This is a genomic window from Bradyrhizobium sp. DOA1, from assembly GCF_001593325.1.
Taxonomy (GTDB): Bacteria; Pseudomonadota; Alphaproteobacteria; order Rhizobiales; family Xanthobacteraceae; genus Bradyrhizobium.
The window spans coordinates 6800175-6814823 of the sequence record NZ_JXJM01000001.1 but is presented as its reverse complement, the minus strand read 5'-3'; the positions used below and the strand labels follow the sequence as shown (position 1 = coordinate 6814823).

14 protein-coding genes are annotated in these 14649 nt (G+C 66.0%); 6 read left to right on the top strand and 8 right to left on the bottom strand.

The annotated features are described in order from the left end of the window. The coding region (locus SE91_RS31565; RefSeq protein ID WP_502687163.1) for a heparinase II/III family protein at positions 1 to 942 on the bottom strand (942 nt) is incomplete at its 3' end. A 155-nt stretch (positions 943 to 1097) separates the two neighbouring features. Beyond that, positions 1098 to 2444, bottom strand: coding sequence for an RsmB/NOP family class I SAM-dependent RNA methyltransferase (locus tag SE91_RS31560; RefSeq protein ID WP_061850434.1), 1347 nt, complete (start codon positions 2442 to 2444; stop codon positions 1098 to 1100). 188 nt (positions 2445 to 2632) lie between these two features. On the opposite strand from SE91_RS31560, the gene SE91_RS31555 reads away from it, so the two are divergent. Then, positions 2633 to 2830 (top strand): DUF1674 domain-containing protein, encoded by a 198-nt coding sequence (locus tag SE91_RS31555; protein ID WP_060734429.1) that lies wholly within the window; start codon positions 2633 to 2635, stop codon positions 2828 to 2830. Between the two features lie 44 nt (positions 2831 to 2874). After that, positions 2875 to 3474, top strand: a complete 600-nt coding sequence (locus tag SE91_RS31550; RefSeq protein WP_061850433.1) for a thermonuclease family protein — start codon at positions 2875 to 2877, stop codon at positions 3472 to 3474. Positions 3475 to 3527: 53 nt separating this feature from the next. On the opposite strand, the gene SE91_RS31545 is transcribed toward SE91_RS31550, so the two are convergent. Next, positions 3528 to 4043, bottom strand: a complete 516-nt coding sequence (locus SE91_RS31545; RefSeq protein ID WP_008539418.1) for a L,D-transpeptidase — start codon at positions 4041 to 4043, stop codon at positions 3528 to 3530. A gap of 456 nt (positions 4044 to 4499) precedes the next feature. Continuing rightward, on the bottom strand, positions 4500 to 6446 hold the full coding sequence (gene acs / locus SE91_RS31540) for an acetate--CoA ligase (RefSeq protein WP_061850432.1): 1947 nt from the start codon (positions 6444 to 6446) through the stop codon (positions 4500 to 4502). Between the two features lie 400 nt (positions 6447 to 6846). Here acs and SE91_RS31535 point away from each other — a divergent pair, with 400 nt between their 5' ends. Then, positions 6847 to 8013, top strand: coding sequence for a DNA topoisomerase IB (locus SE91_RS31535; protein WP_061850431.1), 1167 nt, complete (start codon positions 6847 to 6849; stop codon positions 8011 to 8013). 10 nt (positions 8014 to 8023) lie between these two features. Here SE91_RS31535 and SE91_RS31530 read toward each other — a convergent pair whose 3' ends face one another. After that, complete coding sequence (locus tag SE91_RS31530; protein WP_061850430.1) at positions 8024 to 8479, bottom strand: SRPBCC family protein; 456 nt, start codon at positions 8477 to 8479, stop codon at positions 8024 to 8026. Between the two features lie 112 nt (positions 8480 to 8591). Here SE91_RS31530 and SE91_RS31525 point away from each other — a divergent pair, with 112 nt between their 5' ends. Beyond that, positions 8592 to 9686: an adenylate/guanylate cyclase domain-containing protein gene (locus SE91_RS31525; RefSeq protein ID WP_061850429.1), complete on the top strand. Its 1095-nt coding sequence runs from the start codon at positions 8592 to 8594 to the stop codon at positions 9684 to 9686. Between the two features lie 115 nt (positions 9687 to 9801). Here SE91_RS31525 and SE91_RS31520 read toward each other — a convergent pair whose 3' ends face one another. The 3 genes from SE91_RS31520 to tsaD form a co-directional block, all read right to left on the bottom strand. Then, positions 9802 to 10215: an EVE domain-containing protein gene (locus tag SE91_RS31520; protein ID WP_061850428.1), complete on the bottom strand. Its 414-nt coding sequence runs from the start codon at positions 10213 to 10215 to the stop codon at positions 9802 to 9804. Positions 10216 to 10330: 115 nt separating this feature from the next. Next, entirely contained in the window at positions 10331 to 11311 is a 981-nt protein-coding gene (locus SE91_RS31515) for an NAD(P)H-dependent glycerol-3-phosphate dehydrogenase (RefSeq protein ID WP_061850427.1), read from the bottom strand. A 2-nt stretch (positions 11312 to 11313) separates the two neighbouring features. Next, entirely contained in the window at positions 11314 to 12387 is a 1074-nt protein-coding gene (gene tsaD, locus SE91_RS31510; protein ID WP_061850426.1) for a tRNA (adenosine(37)-N6)-threonylcarbamoyltransferase complex transferase subunit TsaD, read from the bottom strand. Positions 12388 to 12535: 148 nt separating this feature from the next. Here tsaD and SE91_RS31505 point away from each other — a divergent pair, with 148 nt between their 5' ends. Both SE91_RS31505 and SE91_RS31500 read left to right on the top strand, forming a co-directional pair. Further along, positions 12536 to 13282 carry a uroporphyrinogen-III synthase gene (locus SE91_RS31505; RefSeq protein ID WP_061850425.1) on the top strand — a complete coding sequence of 249 codons (747 nt, stop codon included), beginning with the start codon at positions 12536 to 12538 and terminating at the stop codon, positions 13280 to 13282. Between the two features lie 78 nt (positions 13283 to 13360). Beyond that, entirely contained in the window at positions 13361 to 14617 is a 1257-nt protein-coding gene (locus tag SE91_RS31500) for a COG4223 family protein (RefSeq protein ID WP_061850424.1), read from the top strand. Positions 14618 to 14649: the final 32 nt, after the last annotated feature.

The window sequence follows — 14649 nt, the reverse complement described above, 5'->3', positions numbered from 1 at the left end:
GGCGTCGAGGCGTTGGAAGCCGGTATGCGGCATGTTCGCCATCGGCGAGCCATGGGTGTCGTCATAGGCGAGCAGCGTCGCCAGCAGGTCGGACGGCGTCGCGCTCATGCCGTTGAACAGCGCGAAATTGCCGTCGCCGTGCCGGAAGAAGCGCAGCATCGGCATCATGCGGTCGATCGCGTTGAGCAGCGCCGGCGGCGGCGCGATGTTGCGCGCGGCAAAGGTCTGCCGCAGCGGCAACAGGTCGATCAGGAGGTCGATCAAGGCGCCCGGGTTGCGCGAGATGTGACCGCCGTCGGGCAGGATCTGCCGCTGCAATTCGTCCGAGAGCTTCTTTGAGGCACTGCGGATGTGGCGTGCCTGATTGGCGAGGCACAGCGCCGCGTAGCACAGCGCGATCAGCACCTGCAGCTTCGGCACGCCATCGGGAATGTTGACCATCGTGTAGCGCAGGAAGCGAATCTCGCGTGCAAGCGCGCGCAAATAGCGGCGATAGAACTTGTTGTCGGTATCGTTGAGCACCAAGGGTGCCTGCGACAACAGCGAGATCACGCGCCGTGCCAGCACGTCGGCGCGCCGCGCCACCGGACGGCGCTTGTTGGCGGGATTCGAGATCCAGTCCTCGACCAGCGCACGCGCATTGGCCCGCGTCAGCGCGGTGTCGGCGGCACGCAGATGCCGTAGCCAGCCGAAGCCGAGCAGAGCGACCTCCCAATCCTCCGACGGCGGTTCGAGATCGAAGATCGAGCGGCCGTGGCAATTGACGATCTTGCCGGCGAAGACGAAGCGGCCGGCATAGATCTCGGCGGCGCGGGTCGCATCCGCGGTGCGCAAATCATGGGGCGCGATGATCAGCCGGTCGGTGCGGCTCGGCCAGACCCGCGACACCGCGATGGACCCGCCGCTCGCGCGCGCGAGCATGTTCCGCGCGAAGCGGTTCATGACCAGCGTCGAGATACGTCTGCGTTGAGCGACCGACACGCCTTGCCTTGATGGGGAGAGGATTCCGACGAATCCTTATTAATCCCAAAATCGGACGGCTGACACCACCTTGAACGGCGCGAATCAGCGTCGCGCTTGCAAAATCCAGTGCAAAATCAGGATTTAACGAGCCGGGCCGCGTAGAATCCGTCGAGCCCGCCGAGCTTGGGATCGGCGTTCGGCAGATGGCTGGGCAAAGTACGCAGATCGCCTTCTCCGGTGAGGATTTCGTCGAGACCCGCGACCTCCGACGCCTCGATCGGGACGCGGCGAAGCGCGGGCTCTGCGGCCAGCAGCGCGGCGATGGCGTGCTCGCCCTCTTCGGGTTCCAGCGAACAGGTGCAATAGACCAGCGTCCCTCCGGGTTTGAGCAGCGAGACGGATTTTTGCAGCAGCCGCTGCTGGAGCGCGGTCAGGGCGGCGATGTCGGATTCCTGCCGGAGCCAGGCCACATCGGGATGACGGCGGATCGTGCCGGTCGAGGTGCAGGGCGCGTCGATCAGGATGCCGTCGAAGGCATCGGCAGGGCCGGGCCATTCTACGGCGTCAGCGACGACGGTCTCGGCCTGGAGCGACAACCGCCCGAGGTTTTCACGCAGTCGCGCCACCCGGGCGGGCGAGCGGTCGATGGCCGTGACATGCGCGCCTGATAGCGCCAGCTGCGCGGTCTTGCCGCCCGGGGCGGCGCAGAGATCGGCGATGGACTTGCCTTTGATATCGCCAAACAGCCGGGCGGGCAGCGCGGCGGCGGCATCCTGCACCCACCATTGTCCCTCGGCGAAGCCCGGCAGCATCGTCACCGAGCCATGCAGCAGCATCCGCACCGTTCCGGTCGGCAGCGTCTCGCCATGCAGCCGACTGGCCCATTGCGCGGCATCCGATTTCACGGTCAGGTCGAGCGACGGCTCGTGGCCGAGCGCGAGCGCCATGTCTCTTGCGGTCGCCTCGCCATAATGCGTGCTCCAGCGCGCGAGCAGCCATGGCGGCAGGTCAAGCGATTGCGTGGCGACTTCCTCGACCAAGGCCTTGCCCTCGCGCGCGCAGCGGCGCAGCACGGCATTGACGAGACCGGCATAACGCGCGGCGCGCCGGTCGGATTGCACGAGGCGAACGGAGAGATCGACGGCGGCGTGATCGGGCACGTCCATCCAGAGGATCTGCGCAGCGCCGATCAGAAGCGCACTCTGCGCGCGCGGCGCGTCGGAGGGAATGCCCTTGTCGAGCAGACGGGATAGCACATGGCCGAGCGTGCCGAGCCGGCGCAGCACGGTCGCCACCAGGCGACGCATCAGCGCACGGTCGCGGTCGGCCAGCGTTTTCAATCCGGGATGGGCGCCGCCGCCGTCGAGCTGATCGTCAAGCGTGCGGTGCTTGTGCAGCACACCGTCGACGATGTCGGCGGCAATCCGGCGCGCCGCAAGGCCTGGCACTTCGGATGGAGGAGCGAAACGTTGAGATGGCATGCGGAAGCAAGGTTCTGAGCGAGCGGCAGTTCCGCCGCGATGGGCGCATGCCTTAACCAGCTCATCTGTGGCACGCGAATATGCCAAATGTAAGAATGGGCTCTCGCGTTTTCAGCCCGCCATGCCCATTTCAGCAATGCGTAAATTGGACCTCGCACCACGGATGATCTTGCGCTAGGAGCGCCGACATGAGTGACCAGCCCACTATTCCCGATCGCAAGCAGCTCCCGCCGGCCGCTCAACGCGCCTTGGCTGAAGCCGAAGCGCGACGGGCTACGGCTGCAGCACATGCCGAGGCGGCACCCAGGGAACTGCAGGGACCAAAGGGGCCCGAGCCAACCCGCTACGGCGATTGGGAGCGCAAGGGCATCGCGTCGGACTTTTAAAGCTCTCTTGCAGGTTCGGCCGACTCAGCCCTAGCGTGCGCGGGATGTCGCGCTTTGATCCAAGCCATCCCTCTCGGCCACATCGGTTTTCCTACAGCGGATCGCCGTTTGGCCGTCGCTTCTCCGGCCTATTGCCATGGATATTCGTGGTCGGCGTCGTGACGGCCATCGTGCTCGGCTTTCGCCACGGCACCCACTGGCCGATACCGCATGCGGATGATGGGCAGGCGCGCGATGCCGAAATCATCCTGCAGCAGTCCGGCAATTCCGATGTGCGTCAACCCGTCGATGTCGTTCGCACGGTCGACGGCGATACGTTCCTTGCTCGCGTGCATCAGCGCGACGGCCGTGACCTCGTGGCGCGCATCCGTCTGCGGGGCATCGACGCGCCCGAGATGAAAGCATCCTGCCAGGCTGAGCTGGAGAAGGCCGAAGCCGCTGGCGATGCCTTGCACAATTTGCTGAACCAGGGAGGCGTGACGATACACAATCTTGGTCAAGACAAATACGGCCGCGTTCTTGCCGACGTTTCAACCAAACGCACCGCCAACGTCGCGGCCACGCTGCTCGCAGGCGGTTACGTGCGCAGCTACAATGGCGGCCATCGCGACGGCTGGTGCGCGCGCGGCTGGCGCTTTTGGTAATAAAAAAGCCGCGTGGCAACACGCGGCTTTCGCACTCCTCGCGATCCCGGCGATCAGCGCGTCACGACCACCGTCGTGCCCACGGAGACGCGGCCATAGAGATCGGTGATGTCGTCGTTGAGCATGCGGATGCAGCCATAGGAGACGAAGCCGCCGATCGAGCCCGGCACGTTGGTGCCGTGGATCGCATATTCGCCGCCTGATAGCGTCATTGCCGCAACGCCCATCGGGTTGCGCGGCGAGCCCCCCGGAATCATGTCGGGAATGTTCGGCTTGTCGCGCTTCACCTCGGCGGGTGGCGCCCAGGCCGGGTTGAGATACTTGCCGTCAATCTTCGTTGTGCCGGCCCATTGCTTGCCGGACTTGCCGACGCCGACCGGATAGCGCACGGCATGGCCGTTATCGAGGATGAGATAGAGGCGGCGCTCGCTGGTTTTGACCACGATGGTGCCCGGCGAATAATCGGCCAGATGTGCACCTACCATCTCCGGCCGCGCCTCGGCGGCCGTCGACATCAAGACCCCAGCCCCGATGGTGGCGGCCAGCGCCACAGCAATCCTCATCGCCATCAATCTACCCCTGCCCTCGAACGGATCGTCCAAATTCACGCAAACCGGCAATTGCCGCTTGCCCAGACAATCTTAACCGCGCCTGTTAACCGGATGGTTTCCAGGCACGGCCGCCAAGGGCCCGCCAGCAGGCGGAACAAAGAAAATGTTCGAAATAAAGTAAATGACTTGAAAACAACACTCGGCCGGAAAGATGCGGGCGCGACCGGGCACACGCTGACAAGCGCGTGAGGATGTGAACGGCCGTTGTTTTGGTTTGAGGGGAGCGCTGGCGCGGGATCCAATCTCGTGTGCCGGACGCGCTGCAGCGCTTTGGCGCTGCTGCGCAGAGCCGGGACCCGTCGGGGGCCGTCCACCCCAACAGAAGGCCACGCGTCTTGTCGTCAGATGGGCCCCGGCTCAGCAGCGCACCGGCGAAGTAGCGCTGCGCTGCGTCCGGGGCACGAGATCGAAGTCTTACGCCGACTTCTTGTTCTGCCGGTTCTTGACGAGGTCGTCGACCACGGCGGGATCGGCCAGCGTCGAGGTGTCGCCCAGGCTGCCCGGCTCATCCTCGGCGATCTTACGCAAAATGCGGCGCATGATCTTGCCCGAGCGGGTCTTGGGCAGGCCCGGCGAGAACTGGATCTGGTCGGGCGCGGCGATCGGGCCGATCTCCTTGCGGACCCAGGTCACGAGCTCCTTGCGCAGATCCTCGGTTGGCTCGACGCCGGCCATCAGGGTGACATAGGCATAGATGCCCTGGCCCTTGATGTCGTGCGGGTAACCGACCACGGCGGCTTCCGACACCTTCTCATGCGCGACCAGCGCGCTCTCGACTTCTGCGGTGCCCATGCGGTGACCGGAGACGTTGATGACGTCGTCGACGCGGCCGGTGATCCAGTAATAACCGTCGGCGTCGCGCCGGCAGCCGTCGCCGGTGAAATACTTCCCCTTGTAGGTCGAGAAGTAGGTCTGCTCGAAGCGGGCGTGATCGCCATAGACCGTGCGCATCTGGCCCGGCCATGAGCGCGTGAGACAGAGATTGCCTGATGTCTCGCCTTCCAGCACCTTGCCGTCGGCGTCGACGATTTCAGGGACGACGCCGAAGAACGGCTGCGTCGCCGAGCCCGGCTTCAGCTTGGTCGCGCCCGGCAGCGGCGTGATCAGGATGCCGCCGGTCTCGGTCTGCCACCAGGTGTCGACGATCGGGCAGCGATCATCGCCGACGACGCGGTGATACCACTCCCAGGCCTCAGGGTTGATCGGCTCGCCGACGGAGCCGAGCAGGCGGAGCGAGGCGCGCGAGGTCTTCTTCACGGGATCGTCGCCCGCCTGCATCAGCGCACGGATCGCGGTCGGCGCGGTGTAGAAGATGTTGACCTTGTGCTTGTCGATGACGTTCCAGAACCTGGAATTATCGGGGTAATTCGGCACGCCTTCGAACATCAGCGTGGTCGCGCCGTTCGCCAGCGGCCCATAGAGAATGTAGCTGTGACCGGTGACCCAGCCGACGTCGGCGGTGCACCAGTAGATGTCACCGTCGTGATAGTCGAAGACGTATTGATGCGTCATCGCGGCGAACACGAGATAACCGCCGGAGGTGTGGAGCACGCCCTTGGGCTGGCCGGTGGAGCCCGAGGTATAGAGGATGAACAGCGGATCCTCGGCATGCATGTGCTCAACCGGGCATTCGGTCGTCACCATCGCCGCCGCCTCGTGATACCAGAGGTCCCGCGTCGGGTTCATGTCGATCTTGGTGCCGGTGCGCTTGACCACGACGACCCAGTCGACGCCGTCGGCCTTGGCGAGCGCCGCGTCGACATTGGCCTTCAGCGGCACCTTCTTGCCGCCGCGCAGGCCTTCGTCCGCGGTGATGATCACCTTGGATTGGCAGTCGTTGATGCGCTGGGCGAGGCTGTCGGGCGAGAAGCCGGCGAACACCACGGAGTGGATCGCGCCGATCCGCGCGCAGGCCAGCATCGCGTAGGCCGCCTCCGGGATCATCGGCAGGTAGATGGTGACTCGGTCACCCTTCTTGACGTTGCGGGTGCGCAGGATGTTGGCCATCCGGCAGACCTCGTCGTGCAACTCCTTGTAGGTGATGTGCTTGGATTGCGAGGGATCGTCGCCTTCCCAGATGATCGCTGTCTGGTGGGCGCGCGCAGGCAGATGGCGGTCGATGCAGTTGTGGGCGACGTTGAGGACGCCGTCCTCGAACCATTTGATCGAAATGTTGCCGGGCGCGAACGAGACGTTCTCGATCTTGGTGGGGGCCTTCATCCAGTCGATGCGCTTGGCCTGCTCCGCCCAGAAACCGTTCGGGTCCGAGATCGAGCGCGCGTACATGTCCTTGTACTTGGCCTGGTCGACCCAAGCGCGCTTCGCCCACTCTGCGGGTACGTCGTAGATCTTCTCGGACATGTTTCCCTCCACATACGGCAAGCCAGGCACAGGCTTCTGGCGTACCGACTTGATCGTTGAACGATTATGCGTCGGGCTAACCGGACCCGACAAGGAGCACAAGCTGGACCTTCGGCGGGCTGCCGGCCATGCGGCGGATCAAGCCCGCTTGGTGCGATTGTCGCAGATCTGAAACAGGCCGGCGCTCCGGCTTCCGGGGCTTTACCCAATCGACCGGAACAGGCTTGCGCAGAGCGCCATGCGGCGAATGGAGGTATTTAGAGACCTCTCCTCACCGATTCGGGACTCGCAATGCGGTTCGGAACACCCTAAATGGCCAACCCGGGTCCGGAGAGACCTCTTGGAACAAAAATCAGAACAGCGGCATTGAACGGTAACAGACAGGGCTAGGCATAAGACTATGATGGATCAGCAGAATCTCGGGACTATGCGGCCCGCTTCAGCCGATCCTGCGGCCATTGCCCTCGCCAAGGCTCTCGGACAATGGCCCAAGCCGGCCGGTTTTAGGCGTTCTAGCCCCAAAAAGACCTTCGACGGGGCGCCGGCGACGGTCGAGGCGCTCGCAAAGGAGCTCGGCCTGCGGCTCGGCGACCAGAACGAGCTGACCATTCGGCGCATCAGGCGGGGCAAGGGCTATTCCTTCGTGCGACCCAACGGCGCCCATATCCGCGACGCCCGCACCATCCGCCGGCTGCACGCCATGGCGGTGCCGCCGGCCTATCGCGAGGTGCGCTATTCCGCCGATCCGAGCTCGCATCTGCAGGCCGTGGGACGCGATGCCGCGGGCCGGCTACAGTACCGCTACCACGCCGATTGGGAGAAGGTCCGCGAGCATCGTAAGGCGCATCGCCTGGAGAAGCTCGTCGGCGCGCTGCCGAAGATTCGGCGCAAGGTGTCGGCATTCCTGTCGGGCGACGAGCCGACGCGTGAATTCGCGCTCTCGGCCGTGATCGAGCTGATCGCCCGCACGGCGATCCGTCCCGGCAATGAATCTTATGCCCGCCTCAACGGCACCCGCGGCGCCACCACGCTGCTCAAGTCCAACGTGACGCTGGAAGACGATTGCTTCGTGCTGACCTTCAAGGCGAAGGGCGGCAAGGCCGTGCGGAAAGAGTGCGACGCAGCCAAGCTGGTGCGCGCCATCGGGATTTTGCAGGGCGTTCCGGGCAAGCGCATGTTCCAGTATCGCGACGCCTACGGCATCGTGCGCGCGGTCAGCACCACGCAGGTGAATGCATTTTTGCGCGAGATCGCCGGCATCAAGATTTCGCTGAAGGATTTTCGCACGCTGATGGCGTCCGCCGTGGTCGTGGAATCGTTGTCGCGGATCACGCCGGCGACCAGCCAGCGCGGCCGCAAGAAGCAGGTGCTGGACGCGATCCGTGCCGCGGCCGACCAGCTCTCCAACACGCCGGCGATCTGCCGCAAGAGCTACGTCCACGACACCATCGTCACCGCCTTCGAGGACGGCATCCTCGAACGCTTCGCCGCGACCATGAAGGGCCAGCGCTCGCAGGCGCGGCGCGAGCAGCTGCTGGCGCAGGTGGTGGCGACCGCGGCAGTGTGATCTGCCGTTGCTACGGCTTTTCTGACAAGCCCCTGTCGGGACCGGGATCGCCGCCGGCGGCTGCGCTCGTGAGCCGTTCCAGATAATGCGCCCATCCCTTTGCATGCGCAGCGGCCTGTTCCTCGGTCGGCAGGCCGCTATGGGTCATGCGCAGCAGCGTGCCGCCGTCGCGATCGATCAGGTCGATCTCGATCAGGCTCGAACCGGGCGGCACTTCCTGGCCGTCCTCCCAGCCGAACGTGTAGGCCAGACGATGCACCGGCACGACTTCGCGGAAAGCACCGCGGGCGATGCGGCCGCGCGGGCCAACGCCCTTGAGCAGGTAGAGTCCGCCGGGATGCGGCTCCGTGGTCGCATCGGAGCCCATCCAGCTCAGGATTTTATCTGGGTCGGTCAGATAGGCGAAAACGGTGGCGCGCGGGGCGGCGATCTGGGTCTCGCGTCGCACTATGAAGGGTTCGGTCATTTGCGATCCTTGGGCGATCATCCCTGGACAGACACCCGGACATGGCGGTGGTGACGCGGCCCGTCAAGGATTGCCCGTGACAAAGGCGGCGTGCCTTCGTCATGATCGGGCGATGCAGCTCTCCCCGACGCTAGCCTGGCTTGTCGATGCTGCCTCAGACAGTCCTGGGGCGGACCGCCTGCTTGCGGAACTCGGCGCACATCTGGTCGCCGACGGCGTGCCGCTCGCGGCGGGCGCCTTGACGCTGGAGGTGCCGCATCCGCTGATCGCAAAGCGGACCTGGTTGTGGCGTGCCGATAACGGTCGGGTGATCGAAGCGCTCGGCTTTGCACCGGGTGGCCTCGCGCCCGATCCGCCCGACGATGCTGGCCGTCGTTGGTTGCGCGACATTGCGGGCGGCGAGGTGCACGAAGATATCGTCGGACGACCTGATGGGCCGCAGCTTGGCTGGATCGGGCCGAGGCCGTTCACCGCAAGCGAGATCGAGCAGTTGCGTCAGGCGGCGCGATTTGCCGCAACGCCCCTCGCGGTGCTCGCCGGGCGTGCCACGTTGCGGGCGGCGCTGGATGCTTATCTCGGCAAGCGCAGCGCGGAACGGGTGCTCGCGGCACCGTTGCGGCGCGATCTCGGCGAGACCATCCAGGCCGCGCTGCTCTATGCCGATTTGCGCAACTTCACGCTCCTGTCGGAAACCAATCCGCCGGCCGATGTCATTGCGGCGCTCGATGCCTGGTTCGATCGCATCGCCGGTGCGGTTCACGCCTTTGGCGGCGAGGTGCTGAAATTCATCGGCGACGGCGTGCTGGCAATCTTTCCCGTGATCGAGGCGTCACCGCGCCATGCCTGCGAGGCGGCTCTGCGCGCGGCCGGCGCGGCCGAAGCCGGGATGGCCTTTCTCAACAAAGAGCGCCGCGGCCAGGGCTTGCCGCCACTCGCCTTCGGGGCCGCGCTTCATCTCGGCGAGATGCTCTGGGGTAATATCGGCGCTGCCAACCGGCTCGACTTCACGGCGATCGGTCCCGCCGTCAATCTGGCGAGCCGTCTCGAGGGATTGTGCAAGCCGTTGGGGCGGACCGTGCTGGTGTCGGGCGCGCTCGCCGCGGAAACGGAGACGCCCCTCATCGCGCTCGGATCGCATCCGCTGCGCGGCATTGCTTCGCCGTGCCAAGTCTTCGCATTGCCGGAGGCCCGAGCTGCGGAGCCGTAGGGTGGGCAAAGGCGCGCTCTTCGCGCGCCGTGCCCACCATCCAGCCGCGAGCTTTCATCTTGAATGGTGGGCACGCTGCGCTTTGCCCACCCTACAACTCTGAGGCTGGATAAGCCTAAACCCCACCCATCTTGCAGACGAGCTTCCACTCCTCCGCCGTCACCGGCTGCACCGACAGCCGCGAATATTTCACCAAGGCCATGTCGGCGAGCTTCTTCTCGGCCTTGATCGCGGCCATGGTCACCGGCGTCTTCAAGGGCTTGTCGGCCTTGATGTCGACGCAGACGAATTTTTCGGTCTTGTCGGTCGGGTCCGGATAGGCCTCCTTGATGATCTCCGCGATGCCGACAATCTCCTTGCCCTCGTTGGAATGATAGAAGAACGCCTTGTCGCCCTTCTTCATGGCAACGAGATTCTGGCGCGCGGTGTAGTTGCGCACGCCGGTCCAGGCCTCGCCCTTGGCGCCCTTCGCGACCTGCTGGTCCCAGGACCACACCGACGGTTCGGATTTCACCAGCCAGTAGTTCATCGCACGCCCTATCCATTCGTCATGGCCGGGCTTGTCCCGGCCATCCACGTCTCTACAACCAATTCAATATCAAGACGTGGATGGCCGCGACAAGCGCGGGCATGACCAGAGGATGTCATTCCTCTGCCTTGAAGGGGCGCGTCATCAGTGCCGAGATCGCGGTGTCGATCGTGCTCCGGCCGCTCAGGATCGACGCGACCGCGTTCGATACCGGCATCTCGATGTTTTGCGAAGCCGCGAGTTCGATCAGCACCGGTGCGGTTGACTCGCCTTCCGCGAGCTTGCCCGCAGCCGGCTGCTCGCCGCGGCCGAGCGCGAGGCCGAGTGCGAAATTGCGCGATTGCGGGCTCGAGCAAGTCAAAATGAGATCACCGAGGCCGGACAGGCCCGTGAGCGTCTCGCCGCGTGCGCCGAGGGCACGGCCGAGACGCGTCAACTCGGCAAATCCGCGTGTGGTCAGCGCAGCCTGCGCGGAGGCGCCGAGCTTGCGTCCGACCGCGATACCGACCGCGATCGCCAGCACGTTCTTGGCGGCGCCGCCGATCTCGACGCCGCGGATGTCGGTCGTGTGATAGGGTCTGAATGTCGCCGAGCCCAGCGCCTGCACCAGGCGGCTCGCCAGCGCCTCTTCCTTCGCGGCCAATGTCACCGCGGTCGGCAGGCCGCGCGCGACGTCGTCGGCGAAACTCGGGCCCGACAGGATCGCGGGCAGCGCATGCGGCGCCGCTTCGGTGATCACGTCGGTCATAAATTTATGGGTGCCGTGCTCGATGCCCTTGGCGCAGGCGACGATGGGCGCCGGCCTTGCCATGTGCGAAGCCAGCAGGTTGACCGCGCCGCGCAGGTGTTGCGCAGGCGTTGCGATCAGCAGCATGTCGGCGCCGGCAGCGAGGGCCAGATCGCTCGTTACGACTATCTCCGGAGCGAGCGGCACGCGGGGCAGCCGTGGATTGTCGCGCGTTGCGGCAATCCGGTCCGCATGCTCGGCATTGCGCGCCCACAGCGTCACATTCCGTCCTGCCCGCGCTGCCACGGTGGCCAGCGCGGTGCCCCAGGCGCCCGCTCCGATCACCGCGACGGACTGGAACGCGGTCATGGCTAATATCCCGCCCGCGTCTTGCCGTAACCCGCCGGTGCCGTCGCGTTGGCATCGAGCAGCCAGCGCGCGCGGGGCTGCGCGTCCATCGTGTCGGTCATGCCGAGCGCGAGACGCTCGGCGCCGGCCCAGGCGATCATCGCGCCGTTGTCGGTGCAGAGCGCCGGCGGCGGCATGATCAGCTCTGTCCCGGCCCGCTGCGCGACGTCGTGCAAGGCGCTGCGGATCGCCTGATTGGCGGCCACGCCGCCGGCGGCCACGAGCGCACGCGGTGCGCCGAACTGCTCGCGGAAAAGCTTCAGGCCGACGCTCAGCCGGTCCGCCGTCGAGTCCAGCACGGCGGCCTGGAAGCTGGCGCAGAGATCGCTGACGTCCTGCGGCGTGAGCTCAGCGATCCGGCTCGCTTCGGTGCGTACCGCTGTCTTCAAGCCCGACAGCGAGAAATTGGCATCGGGACGGCCCTGCATCGGCCGGGGGAAGGCGAAGCGTGCGGCGTCGCCGCTTGCGGCAGCACGCTCGACCTGCGGACCGCCGGGATAGGGCAGGCCCAGCATCTTGGCGACCTTGTCGAAGGCCTCGCCGATGGCGTCGTCGACCGTGGTGCCGAGCCGCACATATTGGCCGACGCCGGTCACTGCCACGATCTGGGTGTGTCCGCCCGAGGCAAGGAACAGGCAATAGGGAAATTCGATGCCATCGGTAAGGCGCGGCGTCAGCGCATGCGCCTCCAGATGGTTCACCGCGACCAGCGGCGTGTCGTGCACCATCGCGATCGCCTTGGCGGTGGTGAGCCCGACGATGACACCGCCGATCAGCCCCGGCCCTGCGGCCGCCGCGACGCCGCCGAGCTGGGCGAAGCCGATGCCGGCCTCGCGCATCGCGCGGTCGATGATGCCGTCGAGCAGATCGACATGGGCGCGGGCTGCGATCTCCGGCACCACGCCGCCGAAGCGGGCGTGCTCTTCCACCTGCGACCGCACGATGTTGGACAGGATCCTGCCGCTGCCGTCGGGTGCGCGCTCGATCACCGCCGCGGCGGTTTCGTCGCAGGTGGTTTCGATGCCCAATACCAGCATTGGCGAATTGTTATCCAATTTGCGCCCTTGCGCTCATCCGGAAAGCCGAGTTCTGGTACGTCCGGTAGCATTCCGGGGATGGCTTGCGCAATCGCCACGCGCGGTCGTCCTCGTCCATGCGCCGCCAATTGGTTCGGGAACAGCAGCGATGTCCATTCTTGTCACACGGCCGCATCCCGACAATGAGGCGACGGCAGAGAATTTGCGCGCGCGGGGGTACGCGGTGTTGCTTGCGCCTGTGCTCAAGTTCGAGCCGGTCGCTTTTCACGCCGAGAGAGAGACGAGCTATGACGGCATCGTCGTCACATCAGCCAATGCGATTCGCGGCATCGCGCCGCAACTGCCGGACCTTGGTCTGGCGCACCTGCCGCTGTTTGCGGTCGGCGAGCACACGGCCGCCGCGGCACGCGACGCCGGCTTTGCCGACGTGACCGTCGCCGGCGGCGATGCGGCGGCGCTGCGCGACAAGGTGGTGCAGGGTGCACGCGACAAGGTGCTGAAGAAGAACTGCACGCTGCTTTACCTGGCGGGCGCGGATCTGTCGCGCGATCTCGGCGGTGAGCTCGGCGCCGAAGGATTCAACGTGGTCACACAGACCACCTATCGCATGGCGCCCGTCAAGGTGCTGCCGCGCGAGGTGTGCGATGGCTTCGCTGCCCACGGCATCGAGGCGGTGCTGCATTACTCCCGGCGCAGCGCACGGGCGTTCCTGGACGCGGCGCGGGAGGAAGGTGTTGAAATCTCGGCGCTGGCGATACCGCAATGCTGCCTGTCCGAGACGGTTGCTGGCGTGCTCCGCGAGGCCGGCGCGTCGCAGGTTCTGGTCGCGGCCACGCCGGACGAAAATGCCCTGTTCGACACCTTGGAGCGTGCTTTGCGCACCCGTTTGGCGTAAGAGGTCGGCCCGAATCCGACACAATCGGAGCCTCCCAAAGGATCCGTGCAAGGTATGGAAGTGTGAGGAACCGTCACGATGGCCGACGACAAGCCTGAAGACGCAGGATTGGCCCCCGACGCCGGTCGTGCCAAGCGCACCCCGCCCACCATCGACCTCGAGGCGACCGAAGTCTCGACCCAGCCGCAGGAGGCGGCGGGCGAGCCCGCAGCTCAGCCGCCGCTAGAGCCCGCCGAGACCGCGCAACCACAATCCGAGCAGGCCAAGTCCGAAGAGGTTCAGCCCGAAGAGCTTCAGCCCGAGCACGCCGACGCCGGGCCGGAGCGCAATGAGGCGGAAGCCGCCATCGCGGCTGCCGCCGGGTCGCCGCCGATTTCGCCTTGGGTGATCGCGCCGTTCTCCGGCGCTGCGGCCGCGGCCGTCGTGATCGCGGTCGGCTGGATGCTGGGCTGGCCCGCGGTGCAGGCGCCGCCTGCCGCACCGCAAGTCACAAGCGCTGCGGTCGATGCGCTCAGCGGGCGTGTCAGCGCAGTCGAAGCCAAAACGGGCAAGCCCGTCGCCGATCCGGCGACGGTGGCGCGAATCGACGCGCTGGAGAAAACCGTCGGCAGCTTGCGTAGCGACCTCGCCAATCTGCGCGCGCAATCCGACAAGACAGCGAGCGCACTGAATGACGTGAAGCCCGCGCCCGATCTTTCCGCGCTCAACAACCGCATCGCGCAGCTCGAACGTGCCAGCAAGGCCGAACGGGCCGAGATCGCGCAGCAGGGCGAGAAGATTGCCGACGTCAAGGCAATGGACGATAGGCCGCTGCGCCACGTGGTGGCCGCCGCTCTGCTCGACGTCGCAGTTCGCCATGGCGATCCCTATCAGCAGCAATTGGCGGCGGCTCGGTCGCTGGCGGCCAAGCCCGATACGCTGAAGCCGCTCGATAATTTTGCATCGTCGGGCATCCCGACGCCGGTCGCACTGAGCCGCGAGCTGCTCACCATCGTGCCGAAGCTGTCGCCGCCGGCGGAAGCCCAGGCCGGTGGCAGCGGTATCGTCGAGCGTCTCCAGGCGGGCGCGTCGAAGCTCGTTCGCATCGAGCGCACTGACGGCGTCGGCAATGACCGCGGTGCGATCGTGGCGCGCGTCACGGCGGCGGCGCTGCGCAACGATTTCGTCGAGGCGCGTCGCGAGTTGAAATCGCTGCCGGAGGCAGATCGCACCGCGGCGCAGGCTTGGCTCGACAAGGCCGATGCCCGCGATGCCGCGCTCGCCGCATCTCGCAAATTCGCCGACGATGCCATGGCGGATCTCGCCAAATCCGATTCAGTCAAGCCCGCTCAATAAGGTTCGCGCAACAATCAGCGCGTATAGGGACT

Bases quoted from the DNA above. Each gene is read 5' to 3' on its own strand.
- SE91_RS31560 (WP_061850434.1), bottom strand. From the start codon at position 2,444: ATGCCATCTCAACGTTTCGCTCCTCCATCCGAAGTGCCAGGCCTTGCG.
- SE91_RS31555 (WP_060734429.1), top strand. From the start codon at position 2,633: ATGAGTGACCAGCCCACTATTCCCGATCGCAAGCAGCTCCCGCCGGCC.
- SE91_RS31550 (WP_061850433.1), top strand. From the start codon at position 2,875: ATGTCGCGCTTTGATCCAAGCCATCCCTCTCGGCCACATCGGTTTTCC.
- SE91_RS31545 (WP_008539418.1), bottom strand. From the start codon at position 4,043: ATGGCGATGAGGATTGCTGTGGCGCTGGCCGCCACCATCGGGGCTGGG.
- acs (WP_061850432.1), bottom strand. From the start codon at position 6,446: ATGTCCGAGAAGATCTACGACGTACCCGCAGAGTGGGCGAAGCGCGCT.
- SE91_RS31535 (WP_061850431.1), top strand. From the start codon at position 6,847: ATGATGGATCAGCAGAATCTCGGGACTATGCGGCCCGCTTCAGCCGAT.
- SE91_RS31530 (WP_061850430.1), bottom strand. From the start codon at position 8,479: ATGACCGAACCCTTCATAGTGCGACGCGAGACCCAGATCGCCGCCCCG.
- SE91_RS31525 (WP_061850429.1), top strand. From the start codon at position 8,592: ATGCAGCTCTCCCCGACGCTAGCCTGGCTTGTCGATGCTGCCTCAGAC.
- SE91_RS31520 (WP_061850428.1), bottom strand. From the start codon at position 10,215: ATGAACTACTGGCTGGTGAAATCCGAACCGTCGGTGTGGTCCTGGGAC.
- SE91_RS31515 (WP_061850427.1), bottom strand. From the start codon at position 11,311: ATGACCGCGTTCCAGTCCGTCGCGGTGATCGGAGCGGGCGCCTGGGGC.
- tsaD (WP_061850426.1), bottom strand. From the start codon at position 12,387: ATGCTGGTATTGGGCATCGAAACCACCTGCGACGAAACCGCCGCGGCG.
- SE91_RS31505 (WP_061850425.1), top strand. From the start codon at position 12,536: ATGTCCATTCTTGTCACACGGCCGCATCCCGACAATGAGGCGACGGCA.
- SE91_RS31500 (WP_061850424.1), top strand. From the start codon at position 13,361: ATGGCCGACGACAAGCCTGAAGACGCAGGATTGGCCCCCGACGCCGGT.